Source organism: Streptomyces sp. NPDC092369 (assembly GCF_044755245.1).
Classification (GTDB): Bacteria; Actinomycetota; Actinomycetes; order Streptomycetales; family Streptomycetaceae; genus Streptomyces.
Window position 1 is genome coordinate 42,402 of sequence record NZ_JBIVQP010000006.1, and the last position, 16,558, is coordinate 58,959.

Here is a 16,558-nt window from a genome sequence, read left to right on the forward strand (position 1 = left end):
CGCGTCGCTCAGCGGAACAGCGGCTCCAACGCCCGCTCCAGGTCCGCCGGTTCGCGGAAGTGGACGGTGTGCATGCCGAGGGCGGCGGCCGCGGTCACGTTCTCCTCGCTGTCGTCGATGAAGAGACAGCGGTCGGTGCTGACGCCGACCAGGTCCGCGGCGAGACGGTAGATGCGCGGGTCGGGCTTGGCCAGGCCGACCCGCGCGCTGTTGACCACGTGGTCGGCGAGGTCGCTCAGGCCCATCGAGTCCAGGTCGGACTCCAGCTCGAGGGCCGCGTTGGAGACCAGCACCAGCGGCACCCGGACGCGAGCCCGGCGCAGCAGGCCCACCACCTCGTCGTCCGCGTGGAAGGGCGTCTCCAGCAGGGCGCGGGCCAGGTCGAACGCCGTCTGCGGCTCGGGCACCAGATCGGCGAGGTCCGCCGCGATCGCCTCCGCCCACTCCTGGGAGGTGATCTCGCCCAGCAGCAGCGGCAGATCCGCGTCCGGCGCGAACGCCAGCTTCCTGGTGGTGCCCTCGGCTATCCCGGCCACCCGCTCCAGCGCCTCCAGGCGCCCGGAGTCGAAGGACCGGATCACGTTGTCCACATCGCACAGAACCGCCCCGAAGGGCGGTCTGGCATCGCCGGTGTCAGTCACTCGACACCGTGACCTTCTGGTCGTTGTTCAACTCGTTCACCAGCGTCTTGACCTTCGCCTTGTCCCAGAGGAGGTTGCCGCCGCTGGAGCCGGAGATCGGCATGTTCATGGAGGTGCCGTCACCGCCGCTGACGCCCTTCATCGCGAAGAACATCGACGCCAGGTCCCACAGGCTCATGTCCTTGTCCACGCTCAGCGAGTCGAGGCCCGCACCGAGCGTCGGGTAGAGCTTGAAGGGGTTGAGGATGGTCGACGGGGTCGCCACCTGGTGGGCCAGCGCGGACAGGAACTTCTGCTGGTTCTTGGTGCGCTGCAGGTCCGAGGCGGCGAACGCGTGCCGGGTGCGGACGAAGGCGAGGGCCTGCTCGCCGTTCAGCTTCTGCTTGCCGGCCTTGAAGTCGGCGCCCGAGTACTTGTCCTTGAAGGCCTGGTCGATGTCGATGGTGACTCCGCCGACCGAGTCCACGATGTTCGCGAAGCCGGCGAAGCCGATCTCGACGTAGTGGTCGATGCGCAGACCCGTGTTGAACTCGACGGCGCGCACCAGCAGGGTCGGGCCGTCCTCGGCGTAGGCCGCGTTCAGCTTGGTGTGCCGGCCGGTGCTCGGGTAGGTCTTGCCGGAGGTCGAGCCCTTGTACGACGGGATCTCCACGTCCGAGTCGCGGGGCAGCGAGATCAGGGTGTCGCCGCTGTCACCGACGTGCAGGATCATCATCGAGTCGGTGCGCTTGCCCTCGGCGGAGCCGGTGTGCAGGTCCTTCTTCTGCTCGTCGGACAGGCCCGCGCGGCTGTCGGAGCCGACGATCAGGTAGTTCGTGCCGTCGCCCCCCGAGGGGCGGTCGATGACCTTGGAGAGGTCGACGTCACGGTTGAGCTTGGAGTCGGCCCAGAAGTAGGTCGCGACCGATGTCACCACCAGCACGGTGACCAGCGTGATCGCCGTCCACTTGATGCGGCGGCGCCAGTTCGGCCGGGGCCGCTCGCCCTGGTAGCCACCGCCGCCGGCGCCCCCGCCGCCGGGCGAGCCGTAGACCTGGCCGGTGTTGTAGCCGTCACCGGCGGAGCCCTGGCCGTAGCCGCCGTACCCCTGGCCGTCGTCGTACCCCTGGTCGCCGTATCCCGGCTGCTGCGGCACGGAGCCGCCGTAGGGCGGTGCGGACGGGCCGGAGGCGCCATAGGCGCCCGAGGCGGGTCGACGAACCTGGCGCATGACGCGTGCAGGGTCGGGCTGTGCGCTGGCGCTGCCTCGTCCGTACCCGCCGCCGCGGTTGTTGTCGGACCATTCCTCGGGCCAATCGTTCATGGGGCCCAGTGTGCCGTCCGCGGCCATGTCCTTCACAAGGGTCGTCGGAAAATCAGGGCACTGCTGTTGCCAACCCGACACAAAGTCCCCGGAAGTCGCCTCGGCATAAAGTGGCGGTCATGACAGATCAGGCCCTCGCACCGGAGTCGGGCACCCCGGGCACCCCGGACAGCCCGGGTACGCCGGACATCCCCGGCAAGCCCACCTCGGCGTCCCGGACCACGCTGAGCCACATCATGACCAACGCCGACACCAACCTGCTGGGGACCGTGCACGGCGGCGTGATCATGAAGCTGGTCGACGACGCGGCCGGGGCGGTGGCGGGCCGGCACAGCGGCGGTCCCGCCGTCACCGCGTCCATGGACGAGATGGCGTTCCTTGAGCCGGTCCGCGTCGGCGACCTGGTCCACGTGAAGGCGCAGGTCAACTGGACCGGACGGACCTCCATGGAGGTGGGCGTACGGGTCCTGGCCGAGCGCTGGAACGAGTCGACGCCGGCCACGCAGGTCGGGTCGGCCTACCTGGTGTTCGCGGCCGTGGACGCGGACGGCAAGCCCCGGCCGGTGCCCCAGGTGATCCCGGAGACCGAGCGCGACGAGCGGCGCAACCAGGAGGCCCAGATCCGCCGCACGCACCGCCTCGCGCGGCGCCGGGCGATCATGGAGCTGCGGGAGAAGCGGGCGGCGGAGGGCCTGGACGACTGACGAACGACGAACGTCGACCGGCCCCCGAAGCGACTTCGGGGGCCGGTCGGCCTGTTACAGAACGGTCAGTTGTGGACTTTTCTGTTACAGAAAGGTGCGTTACGGAAGGTTTCGCGCCATGACGATGCGCTGGACCTGGTTCGTGCCCTCGTAGATCTGCGTGATCTTCGCGTCGCGCATCATGCGCTCCACCGGGTAGTCCCGCGTGTAGCCGTACCCGCCGAGCAGCTGGACCGCGTCCGTGGTGACCTCCATCGCCGCGTCGGAGGCGAAGCACTTCGCGGCGGCACCGAGGTAGGTGAGGTCGGCGTCGCCGCGCTGGGAGGCGGCGGCGGCCTGGTAGGTGAGGGCGCGGGCCGCCGAGATCTTCATGGACATGTCGGCGAGCATGAACTGGATGCCCTGGAAGTCCGCGATCGGCTTGCCGAACTGCTTGCGCTCCTGGACATAGCCCTTGGCGTAGTCGAGGGCGCCCTGCGCGATGCCGAGGGCCTGGGCGGCGATGGTGATGCGGGTGTGGTCCAGCGTCTTCATCGCCGTCGCGAAGCCCGTGCCCTCCTCGCCGATCATGCGGTCGGCGGGGATGCGGACGTTGTCGAGATAGACCTCGCGGGTCGGGGAGCCCTTGATGCCGAGCTTCTTCTCAGGGGCGCCGAAGGAGACGCCCTCGTCCGCCTTCTCGACGACGAACGCGCTGATGCCCTTGGAGCGCTTGGTGGGGTCGGTGACCGCCATCACCGTGTAGTACTCGCTGACGCCCGCATTCGTGATCCAGCGCTTGACGCCGTTGAGGACGTAGTGGTCGCCGTCGCGGACCGCCTTCGTCTTCATGCCGGCCGCGTCGGAACCGGCGTCCGGCTCGGACAGGGCGTAGGAGAACATGCCGTCGCCCTTGGCGAGCGGGGTCATGTACTTCTTCTTCAGGTCCTCGGAGCCGGAGAGGATCACGGGGAGCGAGCCCAGCTTGTTCACCGCGGGGATGAGGGAGGAGCTGGCGCAGACGCGGGCCACCTCCTCGATCACGATGACCGTGGCGAGCGCGTCGGCGCCCCCGCCGCCGTACTCCTCGGGGACGTGCACGGCGTGCAGGTCGTTGGCCACGAGGGCGTCGTGGGCCTCCTGCGGGAAGCGGGCCTCCTCGTCCACCGCGGCGGCGTACGGCGCGATCTTCGCCTCGGCCAGTGAGCGGATCGCGTCGCGGAGCATGTCGTGCTCCTCGGACGGGCGGTACAGGTCGAAGTCAGCCGATCCGGCCAAGGTCTCTCACGCTCCAAGGACGCTTGTGACGCACTGCGGTGAAGGTGCTAATTACCGTTAAGTAACTCAAATTTTAGGGGCCCGCCCACGGGAGTGATACGTGAGCTTGGCGACAGAGGGAAAGGTGCCCGTCGAAGGCCCTTTCCACGCCCCGGATATGCTCGGGCACCGCACCAGCAGCCGTACCTCTCGGGAGCCCCCATGAGCCTCAAGATCACCGTGATCGGCACCGGCTATCTCGGCGCCACGCACGCCGCGGCCATGGCCGAGCTCGGGTTCGAGGTGCTCGGGCTCGACGTCGTGCCCGAGAAGATCGAGATGCTCCAGCGGGGCGAGGTCCCGATGTACGAGCCCGGTCTGGAGGAGCTGCTGCGCAAGCACGTCGCCGGCATCGAGGGATCGAGCGGGCGGCTCCGCTTCACCATGGACTTCGCGGAGGTCGCGGCCTTCGGAGACGTGCACTTCGTGTGCGTGAACACCCCGCAGCGGCACGGCGAGTACGCCGCCGACATGTCCTACGTCGACTCCGCGATCGCCTCTCTCGCGCCGCACCTGACCGGGCCCGCCCTGGTCGTCGGCAAGTCCACCGTGCCCGTCGGCTCGGCCGACCGGCTCGCCGCCTACCTCGCCGCGAACGCCCCGGCGGGCGCGGACGCCGAGCTGGCCTGGAACCCGGAGTTCCTGCGCGAGGGATACGCCGTCCAGGACACCCTGCACCCCGACCGGATCGTGGTCGGCGTGCGCAGCGAGCGGGCGGAGAAGCTGCTGCGCGAGGTCTACGCGACGCCCCTCGCCGACGCGACACCGTTCGTGGTCACCGACTTCCCCACCGCCGAACTGGTGAAGACCTCCGCCAACTCCTTCCTCGCCACCAAGATCTCCTTCATCAACGCGATGGCGGAGGTGTGCGAGGCCGCCGACGGCGATGTGGCCAAGCTCGCCGAGGCGATCGGCTACGACGACCGGATCGGGAAGAAGTTCCTGCGGGCCGGCATCGGCTTCGGCGGCGGCTGTCTGCCCAAGGACATCCGGGCGTTCATGGCCCGCGCCGGTGAGCTGGGCGCGGACCAGGCGCTGACCTTCCTGCGCGAGATCGACTCGATCAACATGCGCCAGCGCGGCCGCATGGTGGAGCTGACCCGGGAGGCGCTCGGGGGCGGTTCCTTCCTCGGCAAGCGGGTCGGGGTCCTCGGCGCCGCCTTCAAGCCGGACTCGGACGACGTCCGGGACTCCCCCGCGCTGAACGTCGCGGGCCAGATCCACCTCCAGGGCGGCCAGGTCACGGTGTACGACCCCAAGGGCATGGCCAACGCCCGCCGCCTCTTCCCGACCCTGGGCTACGCCGACACGGCCCTGGAAGCCGTCCGCGGCGCCGACGTCGTCCTGCACCTGACCGAGTGGCAGGAGTTCCGCGACCTCGACCCGGCGGCCCTCGGCACGGTCGCCTCCCACCGCCTGATCCTCGACGGCCGCAACGCCCTGGACGCGGAACTGTGGCGCAAGGCGGGCTGGACGTACCGGGCGATGGGCCGCCCGACGGCGTAGGACCGCGCAGCGGCACAGCGCTCGACGGCCGGACAGGCGACGCCGGTTCGGCCGAGGCTCAGTCGGCCGAACCGGCGTCTGGCTGCATTCTGCACCACCGCAACCACCCGCAGGCGGGGAACCGCTCCGCCTTGGGAGCTACTTGGCCCGGTACCGCCGCATCTTCGCCCGGGCCCCGCACACCTGCATCGAGCACCAGCGGCCGCGGCCCGCCGGGCTGCGGTCGTAGTAGGCCCAATGGCACGTCGGGGCCTCGCAGGCCTTGAGGCGGGTCCAGGTGCCGGTCGTGAGGGAGTCGGCGATCGCCGCCGCGACGCGGGAGAGCAGGGGTTCGCCGTCGGCGGGCGTGAGGCGCGCGGAGCCGTCGTCGGTGTCGATCGTGACGAGGAGCGGGGCCCTGGCCAGCAGGACGCCGAGCGGGGTGACCTCGCGGTGCGGCGGGTGGCCCGCGTGGGCGAGCAGGGTGACGCGGAGCGACTCGCGCAGTTCACGGGCCGCGGGCACCTCGTCCGCCGTGAGTCCGTAGCGCGCCCGGCCGTCCGCCGTGTCGAGTCCGTCGACGCCGTCCTCCATGTCCAGCGTGTTCACCAGGCCCTGGACCAGGACCAGGCCGCCGGGCGCCGGAACTCTCTCACTCATGCCTGCGACCTCATGCTTGCGACGTTACCTCCCATACGGGAGCATGCAGTAACCGTTACCGCATCCATCCATCTACAGGTAACTCGAAGGAGTAGTCATGGCCATCGCCAAGCTGGGTGCCGTCGTCCTGGACTGTCCCGACCCCCGCGCACTCGCCGCCTTCTACGCCGGGATCCTGGGCGGGACCGTCGAGGGCGAGGGAGAGTGGGTGGACCTCAAGGTGCCCGACGGGCAGTCGCTGGCGTTCCAGGAAGCACCGGGGTTCGTACCGCCGAAGTGGCCCGCGCCGGACCACTCCCAGCAGTTCCACATCGACCTCACCGTCGAGGACCTGGACGCGGCCGAGGCGGACGTGCTGGCGCTCGGCGCGAAGGCGCTGGACGCGGACGACCGCTCACGGACGTTCCGTGTGTACGCCGACCCCGCGGGGCACCCGTTCTGTCTCTGCGCCTGCTGAGAGGCGACGCCGGCGCCCGCTGAACCGACCGTCGACCAGGAAGGACCCGTCATGCCCGTGGCCCGTTTCCGATCCGTCGTGCTCGACTGCCCCGACCCCCGCGCGCTCGCCGAGTTCTACTCGGCGATCCTCGGCGGCACGCCGCGCGTGGAGGACGAGGACTGGGTCGTCCTGGAGGCACCCGGCGTACCGCGCCTCGCCTTCCAGGGCGCGCCCGACTTCGTACCGCCCAAGTGGCCGAGCACCGACCGCGACGCGCAGCAGTTCCACCTCGACCTCGACGCCGGCCCCACCTGGGCGGAGTTCGACGCGGCGCACGAGCGGGTGATGGCGCTGGGTGCCCGGCCGCTGGACCTGGAGGACCGCGAGGAGAAGGACTTCCAGGTGTACGCCGATCCGGCCGGGCATCCTTTCTGCCTCTGCCGGATCGAGCACCCGCGCGCGGCGGAGAGCCTCTAGCCGTCCAGCTCGGCGATCTTCGCCGTCGAAGGATCCCGGCGCTGCTGGGCCGCGCGGGCGGTGAAGTCGGCGCCGCGCAGGACGCGTTGGACGTTGCCCCAGGTCAGCAGGGCGATGTCGGGCTCGGTCCAGCCGCGGTGCAGGAGCTCGGCGATGAGGTGCGGGTAGCAGGAGGCGTCGCCCAGGTCCTGCGGGTGCGCGGTGCCGGCGTCGTAGGTCCCGGACAGGGCGACGCACTCCGGCCCCGCGACCTCGCGCACGTGGTCGAGGTGGTCGGCCACATCGCGGACCGACGGCCCGGTCTGCTCGGCGGTGAGCGGCACCATGCACAGCCCCTTGGCCGCGCCCAGCGCGGCGAGCAGGCCGTCGGGGAGGTTGGCGGGGTGCGGGCGCAGCGCGCGGGCGGCGGAGCGCGTGCACACGACCGGCGCCTTGGAGACGGCGAAGGCGCGACGGGCGGTCTCCTCGGAGGCGCCGGAGACGTCCGCGAGCACGCCGAGCCGGTTCATCTCCCGTACCACCTCCTCGCCGAACCGGGTCAGCCCCGCCTCGCTCGCCCAGGACGCGCCGGACAGGGTGAGGACGCGCAGGCCCAGGGCGTGCAGGGCGCGCAGGATGCCGAGGGAATCACCGAGGGCCGAGGCTCCGGCGGGCCCCAGCAGCACGGCGACCCGGCCGCAGTGCCGGGCGTCGGTGGTCTCCCCCGCGGTGCGGGCCAGCCGCAGGCCCTCGGGGTGGCCGTGGACGACGGTCTTCACCAGGTCCAGCTGCTCCAGGGTGGCGCCGACCGCCCGGTCCCCGGCCAGCCCCTCGGGCAGGTGCAGGGACCAGAACAGCGCGCCCACGTGCCCCTCGCGCAGCCGCGGCACATCCGTGTCGACCGCGCTCTCGCCGAGCTCCAGGTCGAACCAGGGCAGGTGACGAAGGGCCCACGGCAGTCCGCTGTAGCCGTCGGCGACGGGGTGGGCGGCGAGGATGGCGTGGGCGCGCTCCAGGGGCGCGGTGTCCGGATCGGAGACGGGGGTGTACGGCTCGCCGGGCTCGAAGGGGTCCGGCAGGTCGTCGAGCGCGCCCACCTCGGTGGTGGGGTGCAGTTCGTCCTGGAGGTCTGCCATGGCGGGCTCCGTACGTCGTGAAAGTCCCGGTGGGGGTACGGTCACCGTCGCACGGGGGCCGGAGGCCTTCCTGGTGGATGGGGCGTTCGGGGGTCGGCCGGTTCAGCGACCTGCCTTCCCCCGGGCCGTCTCAGCCGTCCAGTGACTCGATCGTGGCATTGGACGGCCCCCGCGTCGCGCGCAGCTCCCGCGCCACGTCCTCCGCCGCGCCCAGCACCCGTACCGAGTTCTGCCAGGTCACCTTGGCCAGGTCCGACTTGGACCAGCCGCGGTCCAGCAGTTCCGCGATGAGGTTGGGGTAGCCGGAGACGTCGTTCAGGCCGTCGGGGGTGAAGGCCGTGCCGTCGTAGTCACCGCCGATGCCGAGGTGGTCGACGCCCGCGACCTCGCGCATGTGGTCGAGGTGGTCGGCGACGGTGGAGACCGTCGCGACCGGACGGGGGGTGCGCTCCTCGAAGGCGCGGTGGAGCTTCATCGCCTCGGGACTCGTGTCGAGGTGGTGCAGTCCGTGGGCGCGCAGGTTCTCGTCGGCGGCGGCCGTCCAGTCCACGGCCGCCTGGAGCACGAACTTCGGCACGAACGTCACCATCGCCACACCGCCGTTGGCGGGCAGCCGCTCCAGGACGTCGTCCGGGATGTTGCGGGGATGGTCGCAGACGGCCCGCGAGGAGGAGTGGGAGAAGATCACCGGCGCCGCCGACGTGTCGAGCGCGTCCCGCATGGTCGTCGCCGCCACGTGCGAGAGGTCGACGAGCATGCCCTCGCGGTTCATCTCCCGCACCACCGCACGGCCGAACTCCGACAGCCCGCCCACACCCGGCTCGTCCGTCGCCGAGTCCGCCCACGGCACGTTGTCGTTGTGGGTGAGCGTCATGTACCGCACGCCGAGCGCGGACAACCCCCGCAGCGTGCCGAGGGAACTGGCGATGGAATGCCCGCCCTCCGCACCCATCAGCGAGGCGATACGGCCGTCCCGACGCGCCGCCTCCATGTCCGCCGCGGTCAGCGCGGGCGCCAGGTCCGCCGGATAGCGGGCCAGCAACTGCCGTACGCAGTCGATCTGTTCCAGCGTCGCGGCGACCGGCTCGGGCTGGTCGGCGGGCACGTACACCGACCAGTACTGCGCCCCGACCCCGCCCTCGCGCAGCCGCGGGATGTCGGTGTGCAGATGGGCGTTCTGGTGCGCGGCGATGTCCCGGGAGTCCAGGTCGTAGCCGACCTGCTTGCGCAGCGCCCAGGGCAGGTCGTTGTGGCCGTCGACGACGGGGAACTCGACGAGCAGCGCGCGGGCCTCTTCGAGGGACGTCATCGCCGTCACTTCCCGAAGCCGAAGCCGCCGTTGCCGCCCTCGACCTTGGCACGCAGGCGCTTGCCCTTCTCGGTGGCCTGGTCGTTCAGTTCCTGCTGGAAGTCCCGCATGCGGCCCAGGAGTTCCTCGTCGTGGGTGGCGAGGATGCGGGCGGCGAGGAGGCCGGCGTTGCGGGCGCCGGCGACCGAGACGGTCGCGACGGGGACGCCGGCCGGCATCTGCACGATGGAGAGCAGAGAGTCCATGCCGTCGAGGTACTTCAGCGGGACGGGGACGCCGATCACCGGCAGCGGGGTCACCGAGGCGAGCATGCCCGGGAGGTGGGCGGCGCCGCCCGCGCCGGCGACGATCACCTTGAGGCCGCGGCCGTCGGCCCGCTCGCCGTACGTGATCATCTCGCGGGGCATGCGGTGCGCGGAGACGACGTCGACCTCGTACCCGATCTCGAACTCGTCGAGGGCCTTGGCGGCGGCCTCCATGACGGGCCAGTCGGAGTCCGACCCCATGACGATGCCTACGACGGGTCCTGCAGCGGGGCTCATTCGGTGATCGTGCCTCTCAGATAGCCGGCGGCGTGACGGGCGCGCTCCAGCACCTCGTCCAGGTCGTCGCCGTAGGTGTTGACATGGCCGACCTTGCGGCCGGGCTTCACGTCCTTGCCGTACATGTGGATCTTGAGCTTGGGGTCGCGGGCCATGCAGTGCAGGTACGCGGAGTACATGTCCGGGTAGTCGCCGCCCAGGACGTTGACCATGACGGTCCACCCGGCGCGGGGGCGCGGGTCGCCGAGCGGGAGGTCGAGGACCGCGCGGACGTGGTTGGCGAACTGGCTGGTGATCGCGCCGTCCTGGGTCCAGTGGCCCGAGTTGTGCGGGCGCATGGCCAGTTCGTTGACGAGGATGCGGCCGTCGTGGGTCTGGAAGAGCTCGACGGCGAGGTGGCCGACGACGTCCAGTTCCTTGGCGATGCGCAGGGCCAGTTCCTCGGCCGCGAGGGCGAGGGACTCATCCAGGTCGGGGGCGGGCGCGATGACCGTGTCGCAGACGCCGTCCACCTGCTGGGACTCGACGACCGGGTAGGCGACGGCCTGGCCGTGCGGGGAGCGGACGACGTTGGCGGCGAGCTCGCGGACGTAGTCGACCTTCTCCTCGGCGAGGACGGGGACGCCGGCGCGGAAGGGGGCCTCGGCCTCCGCCACGGACCCGACGACCCACACGCCCTTGCCGTCGTAGCCGCCGCGGACGGTCTTGAGGACGACCGGGAACCCGTCGCCCTCAGCCGCGAAGGCGGCGACGTCGGCCGGGTCGGCCACGATCCGGTGCCGCGGGCACGGCACCCCGATCGCGTCGAGCCGGGCCCGCATCACGCCCTTGTCCTGGGCGTGCACGAGCGCGTCGGGGCCGGGGCGCACGGGGATGCCGTCCGCCTCCAGCGCCCGTAGATGCTCGATGGGTACATGTTCGTGATCGAAGGTGATCACATCGCAGCCCCGCGCGAAGTCACGCAGCGTGTCGAGGTCGCGGTAGTCGCCGATGACGACATCGCCGACGACCTGCGCCGCGGAATCCTGAGGGGTGTCACTGAGGAGCTTGAACCTGATGCCGAGCGGGATGCCTGCTTCGTGTGTCATACGCGCGAGCTGGCCCCCGCCGACCATGCCGACTACCGGGAACGTCACGCTCCTAGGGTATCGGCCGGACCGGCGCCGCCGATTTCCGGCCGTTCTCTCCACCGTTCCCGGGGCTCTTACCCGCCTTTTCCCTTGCATTTCCGCAGCTCTTCCCAAGCTGTTCCCCAGCTGTGAGCTCGTACACAGGAGATTACGAAGAGGGGGTGGTTAGCATGGCTGGGTTGACGAAACCGACCGGACGGGGGCCTGCACGACCATGGGACGTGGTTCCTCCGGGCTGCGAAGGCTCGTACACGAGGCCGCCAAGTTCGGCGCGGTGGGCGGCGCGGGGCTTCTCGTCAACCTCGGCGTGTTCAACCTCATGCGGCACTCCACCGACCTCCAGGTGGTCCGCGCGAGCGTCATAGCGACGGTCGTGGCGATCGTCTTCAACTACGTCGGCTTCCGCTACTTCACCTACCGTGACCGCGACAAGGGCGGGCGGACGAAGGAACTGACACTGTTCCTGCTGTTCAGCGCGGTCGGCCTGGTGATCGAGAACGGCGTGCTGTACGCGGCGACCTACGGCTTCGGCTGGGACAGCCCGCTGCAGAGCAACATCTTCAAGTTCCTCGGCATCGGCATCGCCACCCTCTTCCGCTTCTGGTCCTACCGCTCCTGGGTCTTCCGCGCCCTGCCGGCCCGCGAGACCGTCGCGAGCGCGGAATCGTTCCTGGAGGAGGCGGAGACCGCGGTACGGCCCGCTGTGGGGCGGCGCGCCGGCTGAGAAGCACCTCCGGCGGACGCTGAAACACCTCTAACGGACTGTCGTCGGTTCGTCGTCGTCCGGGTCCAGGGGGCGCTTGAGGGGGTTGCGGGAGAGGAAGAGGCCGAAGACCGGGGGCTTGGTCTGGAGCATCTCCAGGCGGCCTCCGTCGGCCTCGGCGAGGTCACGGGCGACCGCGAGGCCGATACCCGTGGAGTTGCGGCCGCTGATGGTCCGCTCGAAGATCCGCGCCCCCAGGTCGGCGGGCACCCCCGGTCCCTCGTCCGTCACCTCGACGACGGCCTGGTTGCCCACCACGCGGGTGCGCAGCGCGACCGTGCCGCCGCCGTGCATGAGCGAGTTCTCGATCAGCGCCGCCAGCACCTGCGCCACCGCGCCGGGTGTGCCCACGGCCTGCAGATGCCGCTTGCCGGAGCTGACGATCGCGCGGCCCGAGCTGCGGTAGGCGGGGCGCCACTCGGCGAGCTGCTGCTGGATGACCTCGTCGAGGTCGAAGGAGACGGCGTTGCCGGTGCGCGGGTCGCGGGAGTTGGTCAGCAGCCGCTCCACCACGTCCGTGAGCCGCTCCACCTGCGTGAGAGCGACGTTCGCCTCCTCCTTCACCGTGTCCGGGTCGTCGGTGAGGGTGATCTCCTCCAGCCGCATCGACAGCGCCGTCAGCGGCGTACGCAACTGGTGCGAGGCGTCGGCGGCGAGCCGGCGTTCGGCGGTCAGCATGCGGGCGATGCGCTCGGCGGAGGCGTCCAGGACGTCGGCGACCCGGTCCAGCTCGGGGACGCTGTAGCGCTTGTGGCGGGGGCGCGGGTCGCCGGAGCCGAGGCGTTCGGCGGTCTCGGCGAGGTCGGTGAGCGGGGAGGCGAGCCGGTTGGCCTGGCGGATCGCCAGCAGGACGGCGGCGATCACCGCGAGCAGTGCGACCAGGCCGATGATCAGCAGCGTCCGGCCGACCTCGCGGGTGACGGTCGACCGTGGCTCCTCGACGACGACGGTCTCGCCCTCTTCCCCCTTGGCATGCCCGCGGATGACCTCACCGTCGGGCCGCGTGCCGACCTCGATGACCGGCTCACCCGGGATCCGGATCACGGCGAACCGATCCTGCGTGACCTGGCTCCGCAGCACCTCGGCGTTCACGGTCCCGGCCCCGATGAGCCGGCTGTCCACGATGCTCGCCAGCCGCTGCGCCTCGGAACTCACCCGTTCCTGCGCGCTGTTGCTGATGGTCCGCGTCTCGACGATGACGAGGGACACCCCGAAAACGGCGATCACGACGAGCACGACGGCCAGGGTGGACTGAATCAGACGACGGCGCACGAACTTCCTCCGGGCGGTGACTTCAAGGGGCGCCGGCGGGGCGACGCCCCCGTCTTTGTCTTTTGGGGGCGCGGGGAACTGCGCGACCAGCCACACACAACCCGCACCCGCCGAGACCACATCAGCGCCTACGGCGAGAGCGCACTCAACTCTTCTCGAACCGGAATCCCACACCACGCACCGTGGCGATGTACCGAGGGTTCGCCGCGTCATCGCCCAGCTTCTTCCGCAGCCAGGAGATGTGCATGTCGAGCGTCTTGGTCGACGACCACCACGTCGTGTCCCAAACTTCCCGCATCAACTGGTCACGAGTCACCACGCGCCCGGCGTCCCGCACGAGAACCCGAAGCAGGTCGAACTCCTTGGCAGTGAGCTGGAGTTCCTCGTCCCCCATCCACGCACGGTGCGACTCGACGTCGATGCGCACGCCGTGCGTGGCAGGCGGCTGCGCCGGCTCCGCCGCCCCGCGCCGAAGCAGCGCCCGCACCCGGGCCAGCAGCTCGGCCAGCCGGAAGGGCTTGGTGACGTAGTCGTCCGCGCCCGCGTCGAGGCCGACGACGGTGTCCACCTCGTCGGCGCGCGCGGTCAGGATGAGGATGGGCACGGCGTGCCCCTCGGCGCGCAGGCGGCGGGCGACCTCCAGGCCGTCCATGCCGGGCAGACCGAGGTCGAGCACGACCAGGTCGATGCCGCCCTGGATCCCGGCGTCGAGCGCGGTGGGGCCGTCCTCACGCACCTCGACCTCATAGCCTTCCCGGCGCAGGGCGCGGGCCAGCGGCTCCGAGATGGACGCGTCGTCCTCGGCGAGCAGTACACGGGTCATGAGGTGATGGTAGACCGCTCTTTACCTGAGCTGGGGTGTGATCGGCCCCCATGATTCTTACCTTTGGGCGTTCTGGTGCGAACCTCTGTCTGTGGGATGCGATCGTGGGAGAGACCTTGGAAACAGGCTTGCGGTTCCGCCGCCACCTGTGATCCGTGTCTCAAGTCCTTCCATATCCGGCAGTGTCCTGCCGTATGGTGATGCGAATGCCTGTAGCGACACCGGGGACCTTTAGCGAGCTTTGCGGCTGAAGGTCTCTTTTGTGTGCGGGCTGTCCCCCATCAGCAAGGATCGACCCATGGCGTCCAGCCTGACGAAGGACTCGGTGACTCCGGGCACCCCCGGTTCCGAGCAGACCTTCTTCGGCCACCCCCGCGGACTGGCCACCCTCTTCATGACCGAGATGTGGGAGCGCTTCTCCTACTACGGCATGAAAGCCCTGCTCCCGCTGTACCTGGTCGCCCCGGGCGGCCTGCACCTGAGCGCGGCCACCGCTACCGCGATCTATTCGGTGTACCTCTCGCTCGTGTACCTGCTCGCCCTGCCGGGCGGCTGGTTCGCGGACCGGGTCCTGGGCCCCCGCAGGACCGTCGCCGTCGCGGGCGTGATCATCATGCTCGGCCACCTCACCCTGGCCCTGCCGAGCGCGGGCACGTTCTACGGCGGTCTCGGCCTGGTCGCGATCGGCTCGGGACTGCTGAAGGCCAACATCTCCACGATGGTCGGCCACCTCTACGACGGCCCGGACGACCCGCGCCGCGACGGTGGCTTCACGGTCTTCTACATCGGCATCAACGTGGGCGCGTTCGCCGCGCCGCTGGTGATCGGCACCGTCGGGGAGAACGTCAACTGGCACCTGGGCTTCGCGCTCGCCGCGCTCGGCATGGCGCTGGGGCTGGCCCAGTTCCTGCTCGGCACCCGTCACCTCAGCTCGCGCTCGGACATCGTCCCCACGCCGATGTCCGCCGAGGAGAAGGCGGCCACGCTGCGCAAGGCGGGCTTCTGGGCGGCCGTCGCGATCGTCTTCTACGCGGTCGTCGGCTTCTCCGGCCACTACACCCTGAACTGGCTGCTGGTCCCGATCACCGTGGCAGGACTGGTCATCCCGGTGCTGGTCATCGCCCGGATCAAGCGGGACAAGGACCTCGACCGCGCCGAGCAGTCGAAGATGTCCGCGTACATCTGGTTCTTCGTGGCCGCGGCCGTGTTCTGGATGATCTACGACCAGGGCGGCTCGACCGTGTCCCTGTTCGCGGACTCCTCCGCCGACAACACGGTCTTCGGCTGGGAGTTCCCGGTCTCCTGGTACCAGTCGGTCAACCCGGTCATGATCATGGCGCTCGCGCCGGTCTTCGCCTGGGCGTGGCTGGCGCTGGCCCGGCGCGGCAAGGAGCCGAGCACGGCGACGAAGTTCGCGATGGGCCTGGTCCTGATCGGCGCGTCCTTCTTCCTCTTCCTGGCCCCCCTCGGCATCGCCGACGGCGGTCACAAGGCGGCGGCGCTGTGGCTGGTCGGCATCTACTTCGTCCAGACCGTCGGCGAACTGACCCTCTCCCCGGTCGGCCTCTCGGTCACCACGAAGATGGCACCGGCGAAGTACGCCTCCCAGATGATGGGCGTCTGGTTCCTCGCGGTCACCGCGGGCGACGCGACGACGGGTCTGCTCTCCATCGCCGGCGTCGACCTCAACAAGACAGGGATCGTGGCCCTGGAGGCGGTGCTCGCGGTGATCGCGGGCGCGGCGGTGTGGATGTACCGGAGGAAGGTGCGGGAGCTCATGGGGGACGTGCACTGACGTACGTTCCCGGCTCGGCGGTCTGAGCAGGAGGGCCCTGGCGCACTTCGGGTGCGGTGGGGCCCTTCTGCCTTGTCACGCCTTGATCACTCGATGTGATGACGTTCCACGGATTCCACGGCTACCGTGGTGGCGAGGGCCCGAGGATCCCGTCCATGGGAGGAACCATGACCGCCGAGCGTGTCGAGACCGCGCACCGCTGGCCGATGCCGCCTCAGGACGGCTACACCGTGGACGACTTGTTCACACTGCCCGATCTCCCGCCGCACACTGAGCTCATCGACGGGAGCCTTGTTTTCGTGAGTCCGCAACGCCTCTTCCACAGTCAGATGATCGATCTTCTGGTGAATGGGCTGCGCAGTACCGCACCCTCGAAGTTGAAGATCACTCGGGAGATGACCGTGATCCTCGACGACCGCAACGGCCCGGAACCGGACATCTCGGTAGTACGCGCGGACGCCGTCACCGGCCTCGACCAGACACGGTTCCAGGCGGCCGACGTGCAACTCGCCGTCGAGGTGATCTCCCCCGACTCCGAGGCCCGCGACCGCGACACCAAACCGCGCAAGTACGCGGCTGCCGGCATCCCGAACTTCTGGCTCGTCGAGATGACGGGCGCCGACCAGCACCCGGTCGTACGCGTCTACGAGATCGACCCGCTGTCCAAGACGTACATCCTGACCGGCATCCACCACACGGCTCTCAAGCTGCCGGTCCCCTTCAACGTCGACGTGGACATCACGCTGGAGGCGCTGCGGAATCTGTGACGGTTCGTCACGGCACACAGCGCCTCCGCCCCGGGCC

Annotated in this window: 17 protein-coding genes; 7 read left to right on the forward strand and 10 right to left on the reverse strand. The window is 70.2% G+C overall.

Annotation, left to right across the window (positions count from 1 at the left end; all coding sequences use genetic code 11):
• Positions 1-8: 8 nt before the first annotated feature.
• The gene (locus ACIQI8_RS32085; RefSeq protein WP_402358083.1) at positions 9-641 is read right to left on the reverse strand and encodes an HAD-IA family hydrolase; all 633 of its coding nucleotides are present in this window, start codon (positions 639-641) and stop codon (positions 9-11) included.
• Entirely contained in the window at positions 634-1,944 is a 1,311-nt protein-coding gene (locus tag ACIQI8_RS32090) for an LCP family protein (RefSeq protein ID WP_402358086.1), read from the reverse strand. Before ACIQI8_RS32090 ends, ACIQI8_RS32085 begins: the two co-directional genes overlap by 8 nt.
• 119 nt (positions 1,945-2,063) lie before the next feature.
• On the opposite strand from ACIQI8_RS32090, the gene ACIQI8_RS32095 reads away from it, so the two are divergent.
• Positions 2,064-2,648, forward strand: coding sequence for an acyl-CoA thioesterase (locus ACIQI8_RS32095; RefSeq protein WP_402358089.1), 585 nt, complete (start codon positions 2,064-2,066; stop codon positions 2,646-2,648).
• A gap of 99 nt (positions 2,649-2,747) precedes the next feature.
• Here the strand turns inward: ACIQI8_RS32095 and ACIQI8_RS32100 are convergent, their stop codons facing one another.
• A complete protein-coding gene (locus ACIQI8_RS32100) occupies positions 2,748-3,905 on the reverse strand; it encodes an acyl-CoA dehydrogenase family protein (protein WP_402358092.1) in 1,158 nt (385 codons plus the stop codon).
• Positions 3,906-4,106: 201 nt separating this feature from the next.
• Here ACIQI8_RS32100 and ACIQI8_RS32105 point away from each other — a divergent pair, with 201 nt between their 5' ends.
• Complete coding sequence (locus ACIQI8_RS32105; protein ID WP_402358095.1) at positions 4,107-5,450, forward strand: UDP-glucose dehydrogenase family protein; 1,344 nt, start codon at positions 4,107-4,109, stop codon at positions 5,448-5,450.
• A 138-nt stretch (positions 5,451-5,588) separates the two neighbouring features.
• On the opposite strand, the gene ACIQI8_RS32110 is transcribed toward ACIQI8_RS32105, so the two are convergent.
• A complete protein-coding gene (locus ACIQI8_RS32110; protein WP_402358098.1) occupies positions 5,589-6,089 on the reverse strand; it encodes a CGNR zinc finger domain-containing protein in 501 nt (166 codons plus the stop codon).
• A 97-nt stretch (positions 6,090-6,186) separates the two neighbouring features.
• Between ACIQI8_RS32110 and ACIQI8_RS32115 the strand changes: the two genes are divergently transcribed.
• The gene (locus tag ACIQI8_RS32115) at positions 6,187-6,546 is read left to right on the forward strand and encodes a VOC family protein (RefSeq protein WP_402358101.1); all 360 of its coding nucleotides are present in this window, start codon (positions 6,187-6,189) and stop codon (positions 6,544-6,546) included.
• Between the two features lie 51 nt (positions 6,547-6,597).
• Positions 6,598-7,005 carry a VOC family protein gene (locus ACIQI8_RS32120; RefSeq protein WP_402358104.1) on the forward strand — a complete coding sequence of 136 codons (408 nt, stop codon included), beginning with the start codon at positions 6,598-6,600 and terminating at the stop codon, positions 7,003-7,005.
• On the opposite strand, the gene ACIQI8_RS32125 is transcribed toward ACIQI8_RS32120, so the two are convergent.
• The 4 genes from ACIQI8_RS32125 to ACIQI8_RS32140 all read right to left on the reverse strand — a co-directional run bounded on the left by ACIQI8_RS32125 (position 7,002) and on the right by ACIQI8_RS32140 (position 11,107).
• The gene (locus ACIQI8_RS32125; protein WP_402358107.1) at positions 7,002-8,120 is read right to left on the reverse strand and encodes a dipeptidase; all 1,119 of its coding nucleotides are present in this window, start codon (positions 8,118-8,120) and stop codon (positions 7,002-7,004) included. The two genes, ACIQI8_RS32120 and ACIQI8_RS32125, sit on opposite strands and share 4 nt — an antisense overlap.
• A 130-nt stretch (positions 8,121-8,250) precedes the next feature.
• Entirely contained in the window at positions 8,251-9,429 is a 1,179-nt protein-coding gene (locus tag ACIQI8_RS32130; RefSeq protein WP_402358110.1) for a dipeptidase, read from the reverse strand.
• A gap of 5 nt (positions 9,430-9,434) precedes the next feature.
• Positions 9,435-9,971: a 5-(carboxyamino)imidazole ribonucleotide mutase gene (gene purE, locus ACIQI8_RS32135; RefSeq protein ID WP_402358113.1), complete on the reverse strand. Its 537-nt coding sequence runs from the start codon at positions 9,969-9,971 to the stop codon at positions 9,435-9,437.
• The gene (locus ACIQI8_RS32140) at positions 9,968-11,107 is read right to left on the reverse strand and encodes a 5-(carboxyamino)imidazole ribonucleotide synthase (protein ID WP_402358116.1); all 1,140 of its coding nucleotides are present in this window, start codon (positions 11,105-11,107) and stop codon (positions 9,968-9,970) included. The genes purE and ACIQI8_RS32140 overlap by 4 nt, the downstream gene beginning before the upstream one ends.
• Before the next feature lie 208 nt (positions 11,108-11,315).
• Between ACIQI8_RS32140 and ACIQI8_RS32145 the strand changes: the two genes are divergently transcribed.
• Positions 11,316-11,825: a GtrA family protein gene (locus tag ACIQI8_RS32145; protein WP_402358119.1), complete on the forward strand. Its 510-nt coding sequence runs from the start codon at positions 11,316-11,318 to the stop codon at positions 11,823-11,825.
• 30 nt (positions 11,826-11,855) lie between these two features.
• Here the strand turns inward: ACIQI8_RS32145 and ACIQI8_RS32150 are convergent, their stop codons facing one another.
• Both ACIQI8_RS32150 and ACIQI8_RS32155 read right to left on the reverse strand, forming a co-directional pair.
• Positions 11,856-13,136, reverse strand: a complete 1,281-nt coding sequence (locus tag ACIQI8_RS32150) for an ATP-binding protein (protein WP_402358122.1) — start codon at positions 13,134-13,136, stop codon at positions 11,856-11,858.
• A 145-nt stretch (positions 13,137-13,281) separates the two neighbouring features.
• On the reverse strand, positions 13,282-13,959 hold the full coding sequence (locus ACIQI8_RS32155; protein WP_124003719.1) for a response regulator transcription factor: 678 nt from the start codon (positions 13,957-13,959) through the stop codon (positions 13,282-13,284).
• A gap of 298 nt (positions 13,960-14,257) precedes the next feature.
• Here ACIQI8_RS32155 and ACIQI8_RS32160 point away from each other — a divergent pair, with 298 nt between their 5' ends.
• Positions 14,258-15,754 carry an oligopeptide:H+ symporter gene (locus ACIQI8_RS32160; RefSeq protein WP_402358127.1) on the forward strand — a complete coding sequence of 499 codons (1,497 nt, stop codon included), beginning with the start codon at positions 14,258-14,260 and terminating at the stop codon, positions 15,752-15,754.
• A gap of 167 nt (positions 15,755-15,921) precedes the next feature.
• Positions 15,922-16,521, forward strand: coding sequence for a Uma2 family endonuclease (locus tag ACIQI8_RS32165; protein ID WP_402358130.1), 600 nt, complete (start codon positions 15,922-15,924; stop codon positions 16,519-16,521).
• Positions 16,522-16,558 lie beyond the last annotated feature (37 nt).